The sequence below is a fragment of the Campylobacter ureolyticus genome, assembly GCF_013372225.1.
Classification (GTDB): Bacteria; Campylobacterota; Campylobacteria; order Campylobacterales; family Campylobacteraceae; genus Campylobacter_B; species Campylobacter_B ureolyticus.
Window position 1 is genome coordinate 288,217 of sequence record NZ_CP053832.1, and the last position, 18,437, is coordinate 306,653.

18 protein-coding genes are annotated in these 18,437 nt (G+C 28.5%); 13 read left to right on the forward strand and 5 right to left on the reverse strand.

What is annotated here, in order from left to right; all coding sequences use genetic code 11:
• Positions 1–135 precede the first annotated feature (135 nt).
• Genes murC through CURT_RS01550 form a run of 11 tightly spaced genes read left to right on the forward strand, consistent with a single transcriptional unit; the run spans position 136 to position 10,275 of the window.
• Positions 136–1,443 carry a UDP-N-acetylmuramate--L-alanine ligase gene (gene murC / locus CURT_RS01500; protein ID WP_018712460.1) on the forward strand — a complete coding sequence of 436 codons (1,308 nt, stop codon included), beginning with the start codon at positions 136–138 and terminating at the stop codon, positions 1,441–1,443.
• A complete protein-coding gene (locus CURT_RS01505) occupies positions 1,440–1,790 on the forward strand; it encodes a hypothetical protein (protein WP_018712459.1) in 351 nt (116 codons plus the stop codon). Before murC ends, CURT_RS01505 begins: the two co-directional genes overlap by 4 nt.
• Positions 1,777–3,975 (forward strand): endonuclease MutS2, encoded by a 2,199-nt coding sequence (locus CURT_RS01510; protein WP_018712458.1) that lies wholly within the window; start codon positions 1,777–1,779, stop codon positions 3,973–3,975. Before CURT_RS01505 ends, CURT_RS01510 begins: the two co-directional genes overlap by 14 nt.
• Before the next feature lie 39 nt (positions 3,976–4,014).
• On the forward strand, positions 4,015–4,620 hold the full coding sequence (locus CURT_RS01515) for a LysE family transporter (protein WP_018712457.1): 606 nt from the start codon (positions 4,015–4,017) through the stop codon (positions 4,618–4,620).
• A complete protein-coding gene (dapE, locus tag CURT_RS01520; RefSeq protein WP_018712456.1) occupies positions 4,617–5,729 on the forward strand; it encodes a succinyl-diaminopimelate desuccinylase in 1,113 nt (370 codons plus the stop codon). The genes CURT_RS01515 and dapE overlap by 4 nt, the downstream gene beginning before the upstream one ends.
• A gap of 9 nt (positions 5,730–5,738) precedes the next feature.
• A complete protein-coding gene (locus tag CURT_RS01525; RefSeq protein ID WP_018712455.1) occupies positions 5,739–6,110 on the forward strand; it encodes a RidA family protein in 372 nt (123 codons plus the stop codon).
• A gap of 1 nt (position 6,111) precedes the next feature.
• Positions 6,112–7,200: a nitrous oxide reductase accessory protein NosL gene (locus CURT_RS01530; protein WP_018712454.1), complete on the forward strand. Its 1,089-nt coding sequence runs from the start codon at positions 6,112–6,114 to the stop codon at positions 7,198–7,200.
• The gene (locus CURT_RS01535) at positions 7,193–7,477 is read left to right on the forward strand and encodes a hypothetical protein (protein WP_018712453.1); all 285 of its coding nucleotides are present in this window, start codon (positions 7,193–7,195) and stop codon (positions 7,475–7,477) included. Before CURT_RS01530 ends, CURT_RS01535 begins: the two co-directional genes overlap by 8 nt.
• Positions 7,478–7,479: 2 nt before the next feature.
• Positions 7,480–8,649: an ABC transporter permease gene (locus CURT_RS01540; RefSeq protein WP_018712452.1), complete on the forward strand. Its 1,170-nt coding sequence runs from the start codon at positions 7,480–7,482 to the stop codon at positions 8,647–8,649.
• A 5-nt stretch (positions 8,650–8,654) separates the two neighbouring features.
• Positions 8,655–9,308, forward strand: coding sequence for an ABC transporter ATP-binding protein (locus CURT_RS01545; RefSeq protein WP_016646010.1), 654 nt, complete (start codon positions 8,655–8,657; stop codon positions 9,306–9,308).
• Position 9,309: 1 nt separating this feature from the next.
• Positions 9,310–10,275 (forward strand): hypothetical protein, encoded by a 966-nt coding sequence (locus tag CURT_RS01550; protein ID WP_018712451.1) that lies wholly within the window; start codon positions 9,310–9,312, stop codon positions 10,273–10,275.
• 42 nt (positions 10,276–10,317) lie between these two features.
• Here CURT_RS01550 and CURT_RS01555 read toward each other — a convergent pair whose 3' ends face one another.
• Positions 10,318–12,102, reverse strand: a complete 1,785-nt coding sequence (locus CURT_RS01555) for a biotin/lipoyl-containing protein (RefSeq protein WP_018712450.1) — start codon at positions 12,100–12,102, stop codon at positions 10,318–10,320.
• Between the two features lie 158 nt (positions 12,103–12,260).
• On the opposite strand from CURT_RS01555, the gene pyk reads away from it, so the two are divergent.
• The gene (gene pyk / locus CURT_RS01560) at positions 12,261–13,715 is read left to right on the forward strand and encodes a pyruvate kinase (RefSeq protein WP_018712449.1); all 1,455 of its coding nucleotides are present in this window, start codon (positions 12,261–12,263) and stop codon (positions 13,713–13,715) included.
• On the opposite strand, the gene recR is transcribed toward pyk, so the two are convergent.
• Genes recR through CURT_RS01575 form a run of 3 tightly spaced genes read right to left on the reverse strand, consistent with a single transcriptional unit; the run spans position 13,712 to position 16,226 of the window.
• A complete protein-coding gene (gene recR / locus CURT_RS01565; protein ID WP_018712448.1) occupies positions 13,712–14,278 on the reverse strand; it encodes a recombination mediator RecR in 567 nt (188 codons plus the stop codon). The genes pyk and recR overlap by 4 nt on opposite strands.
• The gene (locus CURT_RS01570) at positions 14,275–15,558 is read right to left on the reverse strand and encodes an ArsS family sensor histidine kinase (RefSeq protein ID WP_018712447.1); all 1,284 of its coding nucleotides are present in this window, start codon (positions 15,556–15,558) and stop codon (positions 14,275–14,277) included. The genes recR and CURT_RS01570 overlap by 4 nt, the downstream gene beginning before the upstream one ends.
• Complete coding sequence (locus tag CURT_RS01575; protein ID WP_018712446.1) at positions 15,555–16,226, reverse strand: response regulator transcription factor; 672 nt, start codon at positions 16,224–16,226, stop codon at positions 15,555–15,557. Before CURT_RS01575 ends, CURT_RS01570 begins: the two co-directional genes overlap by 4 nt.
• A 116-nt stretch (positions 16,227–16,342) precedes the next feature.
• On the opposite strand from CURT_RS01575, the gene dnaJ reads away from it, so the two are divergent.
• Positions 16,343–17,458 carry a molecular chaperone DnaJ gene (gene dnaJ / locus CURT_RS01580; protein WP_018712445.1) on the forward strand — a complete coding sequence of 372 codons (1,116 nt, stop codon included), beginning with the start codon at positions 16,343–16,345 and terminating at the stop codon, positions 17,456–17,458.
• Between the two features lie 599 nt (positions 17,459–18,057).
• Here the strand turns inward: dnaJ and CURT_RS01585 are convergent.
• Positions 18,058–18,435, reverse strand: coding sequence for a response regulator (locus tag CURT_RS01585; RefSeq protein ID WP_018712444.1), 378 nt, complete (start codon positions 18,433–18,435; stop codon positions 18,058–18,060).
• Positions 18,436–18,437 lie beyond the last annotated feature (2 nt).

The following is an 18,437-nucleotide window of genomic DNA, read 5'->3' on the forward strand; positions in this document are numbered from 1 at the left end:
TAATTTTCTTATATTTTTAATTAATAAATCATTAAATTATAACATAAAATAATCAAAATAAGTATATAAAATAGATAAATATTAAAAAGTTTTTGCTAAAATAGATATCTCTAATAATTTTTAAAGGTAAATATTTTGAAAAAAGTTCATTTTATAGGCATTGGTGGAATTGGAATTTCAGCAATTGCAAGATTTTTAAAAGAAAAAAATTTTATTATAAGTGGTTCTGATATTAGTGAAAGTGAAACAGTAAAGGATTTAAGAAATGAAGGGATGAAAATTTCAACCCCTCATTCAAAAAACAATATTACAGATCAAGATTTTGTGGTTTATTCAGCTGCCATAAAACCAGATAATGAAGAGCTTTTAGAGGCAAATAAAAAGGGGATAAAATGTTATTCAAGAAAAGAAATTTTACCTTTTGTTTTAAAAGATAAAAAGGTTTTTTCAGTTGCTGGAGCTCATGGCAAAAGTACTACCTCAGCAATGCTTTCAAGCTTGATTGAAGGAAGCGTTATAATTGGAGCTATTTCAAAGCAGTTTGGTTCAAATATGAAATATTTTGAAAGCGATAAGATAGTTTTTGAGGCAGATGAAAGCGATAGCAGTTTTTTAAACTCAAATCCTTACTTGGCTGTTGTGACAAATGCCGAACCAGAACATATGGAACATTATGATTTTAGTATAGAAAAATTTCATGCTGCTTATAAGGGTTTTTTAGAAAGAGCTGAAATTTGTGTTATAAACGCAGAGGATGAGTTTTTAGGAAGTTTAAAAAAAGAGTGTATTAAACTTTTTCCAAGCAAAGATATAGAGGACATTAAACTTGTTTTAAGAGATTATGAGCCATATATGAGTTTTAGGCTTAAAAATTTAGGAAGATTTGAAGTTTTTGGCATTGGTGAACATATCGCAATTGATGCAAGTCTTGCTATTTTAGCGGCAAGTTCTCAAATAGGGCTTGAAGAAATTAAAAAAAATTTAACATTTTATAAAGGCATAAAAAGAAGATTTGACATTTTGGTTGCAAAAAAAGACTTTGTTTTAATAGATGATTACGCTCATCATCCAACTGAGATAAAAGCAACTTTAAAAAGTGTAAAAGAGTATGCAAAACTTTTAGGGATTAATAAAATCACAGCTATTTTTCAGCCACATAGATTTACAAGACTTAAAGCAAATTTAAATGGCTTTAAAGAATGCTTTAAAGAGTGTGATGATTTAGTTATTTTGCCAGTTTATAGTGCTGGAGAAAGCGATAATGGTATTTCATTAAAAGATGAGTTTTCACACTTAAATCCACTTTTTGCAAACTCTGTAAAAAGGGTAGATGATCATATAGAATTTAGTGATATTTATGATGTTAAGCATATTTTAAATGAAGGTATTGTTGTTGGATTTGGTGCTGGAGATATATCAAATCAGTTAAGGAAAATTTTATGAGATATGTTATTTTTATAGCTTTAATAATTTTTATTTTAATAATTTTAAGCTTAGAAAATTTAAGTAAAAAAATTAAAGCTTTAATTATATCAATTTTAATTTTAATTGCGCTATTTGGGTATTTTTTTGAAATTAATAAAGAAGAAAAAAGTTCAAATTTAGATGCAATAATAACTGCATTTTTACAAGGACAGACGATAAAATGTGGAAAAATAGATGCAAATTTGACAAATTTTGATTATCTTCCTGCAACAAAAAGTTTAAGCGCTAAAAGAGACGCACCTGAAAATTTTAAAAATTTAATATTTGACATAAAAGATTGCAAGGTTTTAGATGGAAATATTTAAAAAACTTGACCTAGATGAATACTTAGCTGAGTTTAATTCATATCTTGCAAGGAAAAAACCACTTTTTTTAGAAGGCGATAGCAAAACTTATTTTGATTGGATAGATGAAATATCAAAATTTGATGTCGCTCTTTGTGAAAATATCTCAAATTTAGATGACGCGTTAATGAGAATTTCTAAATCGGGCATTTTACATATAAGCGAAATCTATGAAATTTCAAAAATTATAAAATATTTTAACTATATAAAAAAAATTGAGTTTAATGGAAGTTTTGCAAACTGGCTTTTAAAAATAGAAATTCCAGAAGTTATAACGGAAATATCAAATTATTTTGATGAAAAAGGTGAGTTTAAAGATAGTGTTGATGAGAGGTTTTTTGCTTTTAAAAATGCTTTTAATATTAAAAAAGATGAGATTAACTCGCAACTTAAAAAATTAATTTATACAAAAAGTTTAACGCCATATTTAGTAGATACTCAAATTCATTATATAAATGATAGTGAAACACTTTTAGTAAGGGGCGGGTTTAATCACGCTTTAAAAGGAAGTGTTGTAGCAAGAAGTAGTGGTGGGTATTTTTATGTTTTACCTAGTGCAATATCAAAACTAAAAAGCGAACAAGCTGAAATTTTAGATAAAATTGAGGAAATAACCTATGAACACTGCAAGAGAATTTCAGGTATTTTTAATAAAAATTTAAGCTTTTTAAGATTTATAAATAAATCATTTGATCGTATTGATAGCGTTGTGGCAAGGGCAAATTTTGCTAAAAGCAAAGACTATGAGTTTATTTTGCCATCAAATTCAAACGAAATTATTATAAAGGATTTTGCTCATCCAATACTTAAAAATCCAAAAAAAATAAGTGTAAATTTTACTAAAAGTATACTTTTAGTAACTGGTGTAAATGCGGGTGGAAAAAGTATGCTTTTAAAATCAATTTTAAGCGTAGCACTACTTTCAAAATATTTACTTCCTATGAGAATCGATGCAAATAAAAGCAAAATTGGCTCTTTTAAAGAGTTTTCGCTTATAATGGAAGATCCGCAAAACTCTAAAAATGATATTTCAACTTTTGCTGGAAGAATGTTAAGTTTTTCAAAACTTTTTGGTAAAAAAAACCTTCTTTTAGGAATTGATGAGATAGAGCTTGGAACTGATTTTGAAGAAGCAGCAAGCCTTTATGCTGTTATAACCCAGCATCTTTTAAAACAAAATATAAAAATGGTTATTACAACTCATCATAAGCGCCTAGCTATGATTTTAGCTAAAAATAGCGATGTGGAGCTTGTTGCTGCGCTTTATGATGAAAAAAAATCTCTTCCAAAATATGAATTTTTAGAAGGCACAATAGGAAAATCGTATGCTTTTGAAACAGCTTTGAGATATGGAATCTCACCAAATATTGTAAAAAATGCAAAAGAACTTTATGGAGATGAAAAAGAAAATTTAAACGAAGCTATTAGTAAAACTTTAAATTTGGAGTTAAAACTAAAAGAGGAGCTAAAAAAAACCTCTCAAAAGCAAAATAAATTAGATGATTTATTAACTAGTCTTAAAAATCAAAAAGAAAATTATGAAAATGCTCAAAAAGAGATTATTTCAAAACTAGAATTAGAGTATTATAAAGCCATAAATGAGGCTAAAAAAGGTATAAACCTACAAGATACAAAAGACAAACAAAGAAGCATTAATAAAGCAAACGAGCTTAAAAAAGCTATAAAAAAACCTGAATTTAAAGCTGAAAACGAGACTTTTGAAGTTGGTGATTATGTAAAATATGGTTTATTAAAAGGAACTATTTCAAAGCTTAATAAAACAGATGCGATAATTTTAACGGATGATTTAAGTCTTAGAGTTCCTTTAAAGCTTCTTAAAAAAAGTAACTCTAAACCTATAAATCAAAAATCAAAGATAAAAATAAGCATAGAAAAACCACAAAAACCAGATTTAGTTTTAGATTTGTATGGTCAAAGAGTTGAAGAGGCTTTAAATAATTTAGATAAATTTATCTCAGATAGCCTTTTAATGGGATTTGATGAGGTTATCATAAAACATGGAATAGGAACAGGTAAATTATCAAAAGCAGTTAAAACTTTTTTAAATTCTCATCCAAGTGTGAAATCATATAGAGATGGAGCGCCAAATGAGGGAGGTTTTGGCTCAAAAGTAGTTAGTTTATGATGAAAGACTTTAAGTTAAATTTTAAAAAGCAGATTTGAAATGAGCTCATTTTTACAAGGCGTTTTGCTTGGTTTTGGTGTAGCAGTGCCAATTGGCCCTTTAAATATTTTAATAATGTCATACGCTTTTACAAGCTATTCAAAAGCTCTTTGTTTAGGGCTTGGAGCGATGAGCACTGATGTTTTTTATTTAATACTTCTTAGTTTTGGGGTTTTACACTTATTAAACACTCCAATAACCTTAAAGATAGTTGCTATTTTTGGAAGTTTGTTTTTGATTTATATGGCTTTTGGTCTTATAAAAGATGCAAATAAAGAGATCAAAGTAAAATCAAATTCAAAGCAAAAAGGATATTTAAATACTTATTTTAAAGGATGTTTTTTAAATTTAACAAATCCTTATGTGATAATTTTTTGGTTTAGTATGGCAGCAATTACAACTAGTACAAATAATTTATCACTAACACTTTTTGGGCTTATTGTAGGAATTTTAAGCTGGATTTTAGTTTTTCCACTTATTATTTACAAAAGTAAAAATTTTATAAGTAAAAAAATGATGAGAGCACTAGCTTATTTTTCAGCTTTTGTGTTGCTGTTTTTTGCTTTAAATTTATTGTATCAGCATTTTTTTAAGGAAATTTTATGAAAAAAGAGATAGATCAAGAACTTTCGCTTTTAACAGAACTTTTAAAATTTAAATCAATTACTCCTAATGATGATGGTTGTTTAAACTATATAGCTATGCTTTTTGTGGATTTTGAAACTAAATTTATAGAAAAAAATGGAGTTAAAAATCTTTTTTTAAAAAAGAAATTTGGCGATGGTGATCACCTTTGTTTTGCAGGACATGTTGATGTTGTGCCACCAGGAGATGGTTGGCAAAGTGATCCATTTAAACCAGTAATTAAAGATGGCTATATCTATGCTAGAGGTTCGCAAGATATGAAAAGTGGCGTTGCTGCGTTTTTATCAGCGATTTTAGAAACAGATGATTTTGATGGAACTTTAAGCATGCTTTTAACAAGTGATGAAGAAGGGGACGCTATTTATGGAACTAGGGAGGTTTTGAAATATTTAGATGAGATAGGTGAACTTCCTGATTATGCTATTGTGGCTGAGCCAACTTCTGATATAAAATTTGGAGATACGATAAAAGTTGGAAGAAGAGGCTCGATTAATGGCACATTAACTATAAAAGGCAAACAAGGACATGCTGCTTATCCAAATAAGTGTATTAATCCAGCTCATATTTTAGCAACTAAATTTAATGAGTTTGCTGAATTTAATTTGGATAATGGTGATGAGTTTTTTGAGCCAAGCAAAATTGTAATTACCGATATTCGTGGTGGCATGGAAGTTTGTAATGTCACTCCAAATGAAGTAAAAATTATGTTTAATGTAAGAAATGGAATGCTTACAAATTTAGAAAAAGTTGAAAATTATATCAAAAATTTATATGATGGTTATGAAATAGATTTAAAAATTTCAGCTTCATCTTTTCCTTTTATTACCTCAAAAAACTCTAAAATCATTAAAAATTTAAGTAAAAGTGTGGAAAAAATATCTGGCATTAAGCCTAAGCTAAATACAGCTGGTGGGACAAGTGATGCAAAATATTTTGCAAAATTTGGCGTTGAATGTGCTGAGTTTGGCGTGGTAAATGATAGAATTCATAGTCTAGATGAAAGAGTTAGCATAGATGAATATAAAAATTTATGTAAAATTTTTAAAGATTTAATACAAAATTTCAACTAAGGAGAAAAAATGAAAGTTATAAAAACATTAGAAGCACCAGCGGCAATTGGTCCATACTCACAAGCTATTAAGGCAAATGGATTTTTGTTTGTTTCAGGGCAAATTCCACTAACTCCAAACGGTGAACTTGCAGGGGATGATATAAAAACTCAAACAAAACAAGTTTTGAAAAACTTAAAATCAATTTTAAAAGAAGCTCATTTATCGCTAAAAGATACAGTAAAAACAACAATTTTTTTAAAAAACATGGATGATTTTTCTGTAGTAAATGAAATTTACGCACAAGCTTTTAAAGAGCATAAACCCGCTAGAAGCACGATTGAGATTTCAAAACTGCCAAAAGATGTTTTAATAGAAATAGAGCTTATCGCAAAAGCATAAAATGATAAGAAGCTTAACCGTTTTTTTATTTCTTTCTTTATTTGTTTTTGCAGACGAGCCAAATTTACAGTTAGGCTTAGATGAAAATTTATCTACAAAATTAGATGATTTTTCATCCTTTAGTGCAAAACCTTTAAAAAATTGCGTTAGAACGGCATATTTTGCAAAGCTAAAAAGTGGTGAAAATTTACAGTATTGCGACCTTGGAGAGCTTTCATTCCACTCTATGGATGAGGATATTTTATTTAGTTCTATAAAAGTGACTGATAATAAAACCTTGTACTTAATACCTGCTTTAAAAGCAAATTATGTAGCGAATGAAAAAGGCGAGTTTGCTTTTGAAAAAAGTGCTGATGCTTTGGAATTTATCACTAAATTTGGCGGTGAAATTCTAAGCTTTAATGATGCGTTTGATAAAGCTTACAAAAGGCAAAGCAAAGCAAAAAAAGAACAAATAAACATAAAAAAAGCTAAAAAAATTTATGAAAAAAGGTGCGAAAAACTCTCAAAAAACGACTATAGATTTATAAATGAGTTAAAAGCTGACGCGTTTAAAAAATGTAAAAATTTATATTTTGATGAAAATTTAGAAAATTATGAGAATTTAAGTGGCATTTTAGAGGAGTCTTTTGATGAAAAAAAGGCTGATTTAGTAACAAATTTTATCTGGTTTTTCGATGAAAAAAATGAAAATTTAAAGATAGAATTTAGTAAAAGCACAAGATGTCCAATTTGTGGAATGTTTGTTTATAAATACCCAAAATGGGCAGTTTCGCTTAGTTTTAAAGATGAAAAATTCGCATTTGATGGCATAAAAGATATGATGAAATTTATCCTAAAAGATGAGAGATTTAAAAGCGGTGAAATTTTAGTAAGGGATTATTACACACAAAAGATAATTGATGCAAAAAACGCCTTTTTTGTTGTAGGAAGTGATGTTTTAGGACCGATGGGAAATGAACTAATAGCATTTGAAACTATGAAAAGTGCAAGAACTTTTAGGCTTGAACATGGCGGAACTGAAATTTATAAATTTGATGAGATTACAAACTCAGTAACTTGTGCTTTAGATGGAAGAAGTTGTGAATAATAAATTTATTTTTTTAGTTATTTTTGTATTTGGATTTTTGTTTGCCGAAATAATTTATTTAAACTTAAGAGATGAACATTTGGATGAAAAGCTTGAGTTTGTAAAATTAACCAAAACAAATAGTTTTGCATTTTATAACGAAACTCCATATTTAAGGCATCAGTTTTCTTATGAGATAAATGATGTTTTTAGTTTTCATCCTGGCTTTAGAGAAGTAGAAATTGGCACTTTTGTAAACTCAGGCTATGCTAAAAAATTTATAAACAATAAAGAGTAAGTATGAAAAATATATTTAACTATACCTTAGCTTCAATTACAAGATATGGTTATAAAAACTTAACTATTACATTTATTTTTGGAGTTTTAGTTTGGCTTTTATCATCAGTTTTGATGATAACAAACTCACTAAATAATGAATACAAAAGTATTTCAAAAGAATTTCCTGATATTTTGGTAAGTAAGAGTTATGGTGGAAGAAGTTATTTAATAGAGGGTAATTTAACCAATGAGTTTTTGAAAATTGCTGGAATAAAAAGTGCAAAAGGGCGTGTTTGGGGGCAATATTATTTTGAAAGAAATAGGGTTTATTTAAGTATTTTTGGCATAAAAAGTTTTGAAGAGCAGTATCAAAAAGAGATAGAAAAAATTGCTGAAGTTTTTAACGAAAGTAAAAATCCGCCTTTTATGATAACTTCAAAAAGTATTTTAAAAGTTTTAGAGGCAGATTTAAAACTTTATAAAAGTGTGCCATTTTTTACACCAGAAAACAGTATGATAAAAGTAAATGTTGGCGGGGTTTATAAATTTAATCACTCTTTGGAAAACAACGACATAATACTGCTTGATGAAGATGTTGCAAGAGAAATTTTAGGTATTAAAAAACCATATTTCAGTGATATAACTATAGATGTTTCAAATCCTTTAGAGGTTGATTTTATAGCCAAAAAAATAGCTATTTCAAATTCAAATTTAAAGGTTATCACAAAAGATTCTATGTTAAAACAATATCAGCTTTTATTCGATTATAAAAGTGGGCTTTTTTTAATGCTTTTTATAATATGTTTTGTAACATTTGCAACCGTTTTATATGATAAAGCAAGTGGTTTAAGAAGTGAAGAAAAAAGAGAAATAGGCATTTTAAAGGCTCTTGGCTGGGAAATTTCACATATTATAAATTATAAATTGATGGAAAGTTTAATTTTATCGGTTTTTGCTTTTGTTGTTGGCGTAAGTTTGGCAATATTTTTTGTCTATATTTTGCAAGCACCTTTTTTAAAACAAATTTTTATAGGATATAGTGAGTTAAAATTTCCATTTGAACTTGTTTTTAATTTAAATTTTAAAATAATAGCGCTTCTGTTTTTTGTTACAGTGCCTTTGTATGTGGCAGTTTGTATAATACCGGCATGGAAAATAGCCGTAAGTGATGCGGGTGAAATTTTAAGGTAGGCAAAATGGAAAATTTTATAGAGATAAAAAATATTACTAAAACTTTTAATGAAAACACAAGCCAAGAATTTACTCCGCTTAAAAATATAAGCTTTAATATTAAAAAAAATGAGACATTTTTTTTAAAAGGGGTTAGTGGAAGTGGCAAAAGCACGCTTTTAGGTCTTATTGCAGGACTTTATAAGCCAACTTTTGGAGATATTGTAATTGGTGGGGAGAGTATTTCTAAACTATCTTTAAAATTTGCTTCCAAATTTAGGAGAAAAAATATAGGCATTATTTTTCAAAATTTTAATTTAATTCCAACCTTAAGTGTGATTGATAATATTTTACTCCCAACTTTGCCTGATAAAAATGGAAATTTAGAGTATATAAAAGAACTTCTAGACAGGTTTGGAATTTATTCAAAAATCAAATCAAAAGCCTTAAATTTAAGTGGTGGAGAGCAGCAAAGAGTTGCTATAATTAGGGCCTTAGTAAATAATCCAAGTATTATTTTAGCCGATGAGCCAACTGCAAATTTAGATAAAGCATTAAGTCAAAAACTTATAGAATATTTTTCTTTAATGAAAGATAAAACAATAATCATATCAACGCATGATCCATTTTTACTAGAAAGTGGCTTGGGCAATGATTTTTATGAGTTAAAAAAGGATTAAAATGCTTATGCTTTCACCTTTTATAATAGCTCTTTTGGTTGTTGAGAGTTTAATAATTTTTTTTGGAACAATAGCTTTTATATTTGCAATTAAAATTGTCAAAAACTACAACCCCGATATTCTTTCAGATTCTCAGTATAACTTAGCAAAAAATGGATATTTGGTTTCAACCATTATATTTTTTATATTAGCAGTAAAAATTCCACTATTTTTATTTTTTGTTTGGACTATGGATGATATTTCGTTTTTAGTTCCAGGTGCTATGTGCGCTGCTGGAATAGTTGATGCAACAAATTATGGTGTTTTTATGTTTGGAGTAAAAATTTTGAATCTTTTCTTTTTAAGTGGCTGGATATTAATAAATAAAGAAGACTCTAAAACTAAGAATTCCATTTTTTTAAAGCTTAAATTTAAATTTTTTATACCCTTATTCTTGCTTTTAGTTTTAGAATTTATTTTAGAAATTTTACATTTTAGTGGCATAAATTTAAGTGAACCTGTGGTTTGTTGTAGTGATATTTTTAGACAAACTGGACTTCACGATATGAAATTTTGGCATAAAGATAGTTTTATTTTGGGTATTTTTTACATTTTATTTTTTTTAAATTTTATATCTGCACACTACAAAGCTGATCTTTTGATAAGTATTTTTACATTTTTGTTTATACCATCTACAATCTATGCAATCATTAGGTTTTTTTCACCATATATTTATGAACTTCCTACTCATAAATGTCCATTTTGTATGCTTCAAGCAGATTATTATTATATTGGATACTTTATTTATGCGCTTATTTTTATAGGTGGAATTCCTGGATTTTTTATATTTATAATGGATTTGTTAAATGTAAAAATTTCAAATTTGTGGTATAAAATTTCTATGTTCGCAAATTTTATTTTAGTAATTTTACTAACTTATTATCCAATAAATTATTATATAAAAAATGGAGTTTGGCTTCAAAATTAATTAAAAAATTTGTAAAGCCAAATTTAATTTGGCTTTACTTTTTTATTCCAAAGAGGCTATTATATCACCACTTTCTACATTTCCACCAACTTTTACAAAAACTTCTTTTATAACGCCATCGCTTGGGGCATTTACTTCTATTTCCATTTTCATAGCCTCTAAAACAACAATTGGCTGGTTTTTCTTTACAGTTTCACCATTTTTAACAAGTACTTTATAAACATTTGCTGAAATTTCAGAAATTATGTCTTTGTTTGATGTTTGCCTTTTTTCTTCTTTTTTGTGAGTTTTGCCTGAGTTTAATTTTTCAATATTTTTAATGTTTAAGTCTTGATTGTGACCTTTTGTAATTTGAACATTGTATTTTTCACCATTTACTATTATTGTATAATCACCTTGCTTAGCTGGTTTTGGTTCAAATTTTCCTTTTCTCACATTTACTTTTGCCTCGCCTTTTAGATATGTAATTCCTTTTTCTTTACATGCAAGAGCTATAAAAATGTTTTCTTCGGTTGTTTCTATATTTGCATGATCAAGTATTTTTTTAGCATATGCTATGCTTTTTGTAGAATCTTCATCGGCTATATCAATAGCAGCTCTTGTAGTTGGCTCTAAGCCAAGTTGCTTGCTAGCAAGTTCTATAATTTTCTCATCAGCCTTAACAGGAGTTTTTCCAAAATATCCAAGCACCATTTTGCCATATCCTTCTGCTATTTTATTCCATTTTCCAAACATGACATTATTAAATGCTTGTTGGAAGTAAAACTGGCTAACTGGAGTTACACTTGTTCCAAATCCGCCTTTTTTAACAACCTCTCTCATCGCTTTTATAACTTCTGGAAATTTATGAAGAATATTATTATCTCTCATCATTTGAGTATTTGCAGTAAGAGCTCCACCTGGCATTGGAGAAAATGGAATAATAGGACTTACTTTTGTAGCTTCAGGTGGTAAAAAATACTCTTTCAAGCAGTCATTTAAAACATCTTCGTATTTCAATATTTTTTCACTATCAAGTCCACCTAAATCATAGTTTTTACCTTTTATAGCATGAAGCATGGTTAAAATATCTGGTTGGCTTGTGCCACCGCTCACAGGACTTGCTGCAAGGTCAATCCCATCAGCTCCTGCTTCGAGTGCAGCTAAATAACATGCTACGCTAACACCTGCAGTTTCGTGGGTATGAAGTCTAATGTGAGTATTTTGTGGAAGTAGTTTTCTAGCCATTTTTATAGTCTCATAGACTTTATTAGGGCTTGATGTTCCACTTGCATCTTTAAAACATATACTATCAAAAGGAATCTCACTTTTTAAAATTTCTTTTAGAACTTTCTCATAAAATGATGCATCATGAGCTCCAACACACCCATTTGGTAAATCCATCATAGTAATTACTATTTCGTGTTTTAATCCATATTTTTTTATACATTGACCACTAAATTCTAAATTTTTAACATCATTTAATGCGTCGAAATTTCTAATTGTTGTAGTGCCGTGTTTTTTAAACATTTTAGCGTGTAAATCAACAATTTCACGGCTACCAGTATCAAGTGTGACTGTATTTACACCACGACTTAGAGTTTGAAGATTCGCCTCATCTCCTACAATGCTTCTAAATTTATCCATCATATCAAATGCATTTTCATTAAGATAAAAAAACAAGCTTTGAAATCTAGCTCCACCACCAAATTCAAAATGCGTAATACCTGCTTCTTTTGCCGCGCTAACTGCCGGTAAAAAATCATCCATTAAAACTCTAGCACCATAAACAGACTGAAAACCATCTCTAAAAGTTGTATCCATAACATCAATAAATTTTTTTGCCATTTTTTTGCCCTTTTGTCAAACTAATTTAGGATTGATTTTATCAAAACTATGCATTAAAAAAGCTGAAATATTAAAATTTATAAAAGTATCTAAAAAGTTATAAAAATATGATATTATTTTACAAAATTCAAAGGAATGGATAAAGTTAAGGAGTTAAAATGGATAAAAAAACTAAAATTTTAGCAACCATAGGTCCTGCAAGCGATAGCATTGATATAATTGAAGGTTTAGTAAAAGCAGGAGTTAATGCTTTTAGGATGAATTTTAGTCATGGTGATCATAGCTATCATAAGTCAAATTTGGAAAAAATTAAAGATATTGAAAAAAAACTTAATAAAAGAATTGGAATTTTTCAAGACATAAGTGGTCCAAAAGTTAGGGTTAAGACTCTAAAAGAGATGTTTAAGTTAAATTCAGGAGATAAGCTTATTTTTGTAAAAGATGAGATAGTTGGTGAAAAAATAAGTGAAAAAACATATAGGCTTTGTATAAATCATCCTGAGATTTTAGAACTTATTAAAAATGGTGAATATATTTATCTTTGTGATGGTGCTATAAGAGCAAAAGTTGATTATGTAAGTAAAGATGAAGTTCATGCTGTACTTGAGAATAGTGGAATTTTAACATCAAATAAGGGGGTAAATTTTCCAAATACAAAATTAAATATTGATGTTATTACAAAAAAAGATGAGCTTGATTTGGAATGGGGAGCAAAAAACGGTGTTCATTTTGTGGCTGTTTCGTTTGTGCAAAAAGCAAGTGATGTCTTAAGAGTAAAAAGAATACTTGAAAACTACGGAAGCAAAGCAAGAGTTTTTGCAAAGATTGAGAAATTTGATGCTGTTGAGAATATAGATGAAATCATAAAAGTAAGTGATGGAATAATGGTTGCAAGGGGTGATTTGGGAATCGAAGTACCTTATTACGAAGTGCCGAATATACAAAAAATGATAATTAAAAAAGCAAATTTGTACTCAAAACCAGTTATTACAGCCACTCAAATGATGCTTTCAATGACACAAAATGAAAGAGCTACAAGAGCTGAGATTAGTGATGTTGCCAATGCTGTACTTGATGGAACTGATGCTGTGATGTTAAGCGAAGAAAGTGCAGTTGGAAAACATCCTGTAAAAGTTGTAGAAGCAATGAGTAACACGATAAAAGAAATTGAAAAAATTTATCCTTATTATAAGAGTTTTGATGCAGTTGATGAAACAGATATGGTAGCTTGTAGTTCTGTAAGTTTAGCTAAAAATATAAATGCAAGAGCTATACTTTCTATAACAGGATCGGGAAGATCAGCTATAAAAATGGCTAGAAATCGTCCAGAAACTAAAATTTATGCCATATCTCATGATGAAGAAACAGCTCACTTTTTAACACTTGCTTGGGGAGTAAGTCCTGTGATAGTAAAAGATAAAAGCGATGTTGATTTTTTAATCGCAGATACGATAAAAGAGGCTTTTGAAAAAGGCTATATTGATCTTGATCATACCTATATAATGACAGCAGGTTTTCCAACAGGAATTGCTGGAAGCACAAACTATATAAGAATTATCAAAAAAGATCAAATTAAATACTACCAAAATATTGCTAAAAATAGAAAAAATTAAGTTTTCATTCTATTGTTTAAAGCCTTGATAAGAGAAAGCATATCAACATTATCAAGGCTTACGCCAGTTGGAATTCCTTGAGCTATTTTACTAAAGTTTATATCAAATTCACTAAATTTATCTTCGATATAAAGCATGATTCCATCGCTATTAATTCCAGGTGTTAAGGCAAAAATAACTTCTTTTATTTGATTTTCATCTATATATTTTTTTAAACGTTCCAGAATGCTATTATCTACATCATCTAAAACAAAATATAGTCCATTATAAGAACCACTTTTTTCTATTATTAAGATATCTTTTGGGCTTTCTACAATGCAAAGGATTTCTCTATCTCTCTCATCATCTGCACAAATTTCGCAAATTTCATCTTCGCTTAAAGCTCCGCATTTTGAACATCTTTTTAAAAGTTTAACCGCATCTTCTATACAATGAGCTAAATTTAATCCAGCAAAAGAGTCATTTATACTTACATGATACGCATATCTTAAAGCTGATTTTTTGCCAACTCCAGGAAGCTTCATAAATGCTTCCACCAACTCATCAAATTTAGAAATATTCATTTTTTCTTTTTTAGAAATTTTGGTTTTTTAGGGATTTCACAACTTGCTTTGTTTTTGTTAAAAACTATACAAAAATGGTGCTTTCCATCTGAATAGTAATAATCTAAACAATACTTATGCATATTGCAAATTCTATCAATTATATAAAGTCCAAGTCCCATTCCAGAAACTTTTTCATTTATATTTCTAACAAAAGCCTGCTTGTAATGAGCTATATCTACTGGAAGTGGATCGCCACTATTTGCAATGCAAATTTGCTCATTTGTTGAGGTGATATAAACTTTTTGATCGTTTGAATATTTTAAAGCATTGTCAATTAAATTTTTAAGCGCTAATGAAAACATTTGAAAATCGGCTTTTAAAAGTGGGTCGCTTATTAAATTTAGTTCAACTTTTTTATCCCAATCATCAAGCATTAGCAAATCTTTGGCTTGCTCTAAAATAAGACTAAAATGATAATCTTCATAATTTATAGAATAAGATTTTGATAAGAGTTGCTCAATTTTAGCAAATTCATTTATTAAAATTTCAAGTCTTTCAAATATATTGATAAGGCGTTTTTTTTGAAGCTCGTTTGGTATCATTTCAGATACGATTCTGCCTTTTCCAATAGGCGTTTTTAATTCATGCATAATTGTTCTTAAAAAAAGTTGTCGCGATCTAATAAGCTCTTTTATTTTTATAACCGCTTTATCAAATTCCTTTGCAACTTGTGCTATTTCATCATCACCTTCGACATTTACTGTTGCGGTTTCTAAATTTCCTGTTGCAAATTTTTTAATATTATTATTTAATTTTTTAAGAGGAGCTAAACTTTTTAAAACTGAAAAATAAAGTGATCCTAATAAAATAATAGTTATAAAAAATCCAACCCAAAGTGGATCATTTAAATTTTTACCACCGCTACTTTCAAAAGTCGCACTAAAATTTAGATTTTTTATATGCATAAACATAGAATTTTGATATTTTAATGAAACAATATCTCCAATTGGAGTTTGGCGAGTAAATACAATATCGCCTCTTGTTAGAACATTTGATATTAAATTTTTATCTTTTGTAGCGACTAGATTAAAATTACTAAAATACTCATCTAAATTTTCAGGCGGAGTGTTTCTCTCATATAATCCTAAAAGATAATTTATAGAATTTATCTGTGCAACCGTCATTCTATCGAATGCTTGGTTTAGCTGAATTCTTCCAAAAGTTATGAAAAGAATGCATACCAAACCAAAGGCAATTGCAAATACAACACTTATTTTTGTGCTTAGTGAGTATCTCATCCTAAAAGTTTATATCCGATTCCGCGAACTGAAAAAATATGAGTTGGATTTTTAGAGTTATCACCTATTTTTGTTCTTAATCTTCCAATTATAACATCTAAGCTTTTTGAATTTTTATCTTTTAGGCTTTTACAATGATATACAAGTTGTTCTCTTGAGACTGAAAAGCTGTGTTGTTTGATAAGATATTCCAAAATCTCATATTCAGCTGGAGTTAAAACTAAAGCTTCATCGTGAAAATAAATTTCATGTCTTTTTTCATCAATTCTAAAAGCACTATCAACATCGTTTTCTTCTACTTGAGCTGTTTTTTTATAGCGTCTTATTAAGCTCATTATTCTAGCATGCATCTCTTTTGGATCATAAGGCTTTGGAAGATAATCATCAGCTCCAATTTGAAGTCCAACAACTCTATCGCTTACATCGCTTCTTGCAGATGATATAATTATAGGAATATCATACTTTTCTCTTATTTCCTTACATACTTCAAGTCCATCAAGTCCTGGCAAAGTAAGATCAAGTATTAATAAATCGTAGTTTTTTATACCAGCACTAAGTCCTAAATATGGATCTTCAAAATTTGTTATTTTTATATTGAATTGACTTAAATACTCAGATAAAATTTGTGCGAATTCTGTATCATCTTCTATCATTAATACATTAACCATGTTAATCCTTTCAATTTTTTTAATGATAATTATAGCTGAAATTTGTAAAGATTTATAAATGCTTAAAATAATTTTGATAGAATTAAAAATTAAAAATTTTTAGGAGTATTTAAAAAGTGGCTACAGAATTGGATTATTATGAAATATTGGAAGTCTCAAGAAATGCAGACTCTGAAACAATTAAAAAATCTTTTAGAAAACTTGCATTGAAGTATCACCCAGATAGAAATCAAGGCGATAAAGAGGCTGAGCAAAAATTTAAAGAAATAAATGAAGCCTATCAATGTTTAAGCGATAAAAACAAAAGAGAAATTTACGATAGATACGGAAAAGATGGCTTAAACAACGCCGGATTCAGCAGTGGATTTGGGGAAGGTTTTAGCGGCTTTGAAGATGTTATGGGAGATATATTTGACTCATTTTTTGGAGGCGGTAGAACAAGCTCAAGAAGAAGAAAAAAACCTATTGACAATTATGATTTAGATATTGAAATTTTAGTTGATTTAGAATTTAAAGAGGCTGTTTTTGGAACCCAAAAAGAATTAAAATATAAAATAAAGAAACCATGTAAAGAATGTAATGGCACAGGTGGCCAGAAAACAACTTGTGATTATTGTGGCGGAAGAGGGCAAATAAGCCAAAGACAAGGCTTTATGAGTTTTGTTCAAACCTGTCCAAAATGTGGTGGTCATGGCGAAATGCTAAAATCAAAATGTCCAAAATGTGGTGGCAAAGGATATGAGGAGATTGAGCAAAATTTTAAATTTAATATACCAAAAGGCGTAGATACTGGTATAAAAATAAGAATAAGCCAAAAAGGAAATCTTTCAAAAGATGGAAGTTATGGTGATTTATATGCTGTAATTAGAGTAAAAGAAGATGATAGGTTTGTAAGAGATGGAGATGATGTTTATTTAGAAGTACCAGTTTTTATAACTCAAGCAATGTTAGGAGAAACTATTATTATACCAACTTTAGATGGCCAAAAAGAGTTAAAGCTTAGAGTTGGTACACAAGATAAAGATCAGTTTGTTTTAGAAAATGAAGGAATTGAAAATTTAAGAACTAAAAAAAGAGGAAATTTAATAGCCCAAATTTCAATTAAAATGCCAAAAAAATTAAATGAAAATCAAGAAAAACTTATAAAAGAACTTGGAAAAAGTTTTGGAATAGAACCAAATAAGATGGTTGAAGAGAGTATGTTTGACAAAATAAAAGGTTGGTTTAAATAAAAGTTGCCAAAAATGGCAACTTCAAGTTATCCAAAGATAGAATAGATATCATCTAATAAAAAGTATTTTTTATCAGCAGTGCCTTTATAGAAAGGATCTATGCTATCTATAAATTCTTTTTGAAAAAAAATTATCCTTGCTTAACTGTATTAAGGATTGGTTTACAAAGCTTAAAAGATCTTTGTTTCCTTTACAAAAACCTACTCTAAGTATACTTTTTTGTTTTATTTCCTCGGGCAAGTTAATAAAAAACTAATACAATCATATAAAATTAACAGTTTTTTATTGTTGATTGTAAGAAAGAGAAATTTAATCTAAATTTTTTAACATACTGCAAATAAAATCTTAAAGCTATTATTGCGCTTTATTTTATGAGTAAGTTGTATAGTTTTAAAATATTATTAAATGCCTTTAATAATGATTGTAAAGTATAAAAATAATTAGTTTATCATTTTTTCAGCAGATGCGATTTTAGGTTATTTTATTTAGAAATTAATTATAAATTTTATCATTCATATTATATCGAGTATATAAATTTAATTCGTTTTTAGAATGATAAAAAAGGGTGTTTTGTCATCATTTGGGATGACAAAACAAATTTATAGTGCGATAAAGTTATTTATTTTTTCAAATAAAAGTTTTTCTGTTATAGGTTTTGTTAAAAAGTCATTAGCACCTTTGCTAAGCGAGTCTTTTTTAGTAGTTTCATCTGTCGTTAAGACTATAACAGGTATATTTTTTATAAGAGATTTTACCTGAGAATTATCTAGAAACTCAAGCCCATTCATGACGGGCATAACAATATCAAGCAAAATTATACCAATATCTTTTCTTTGAGTTAAAATATTAAGAGCCTCAAGCCCATTAGGAGCTTTGATAATCTCACCTATACTGCCATGCTTTTTAAGCATCATTTCTACCAATTTTAAGTTAATAACATCGTCATCAACTGCTAATACATTTACTAAATTTTCCATTT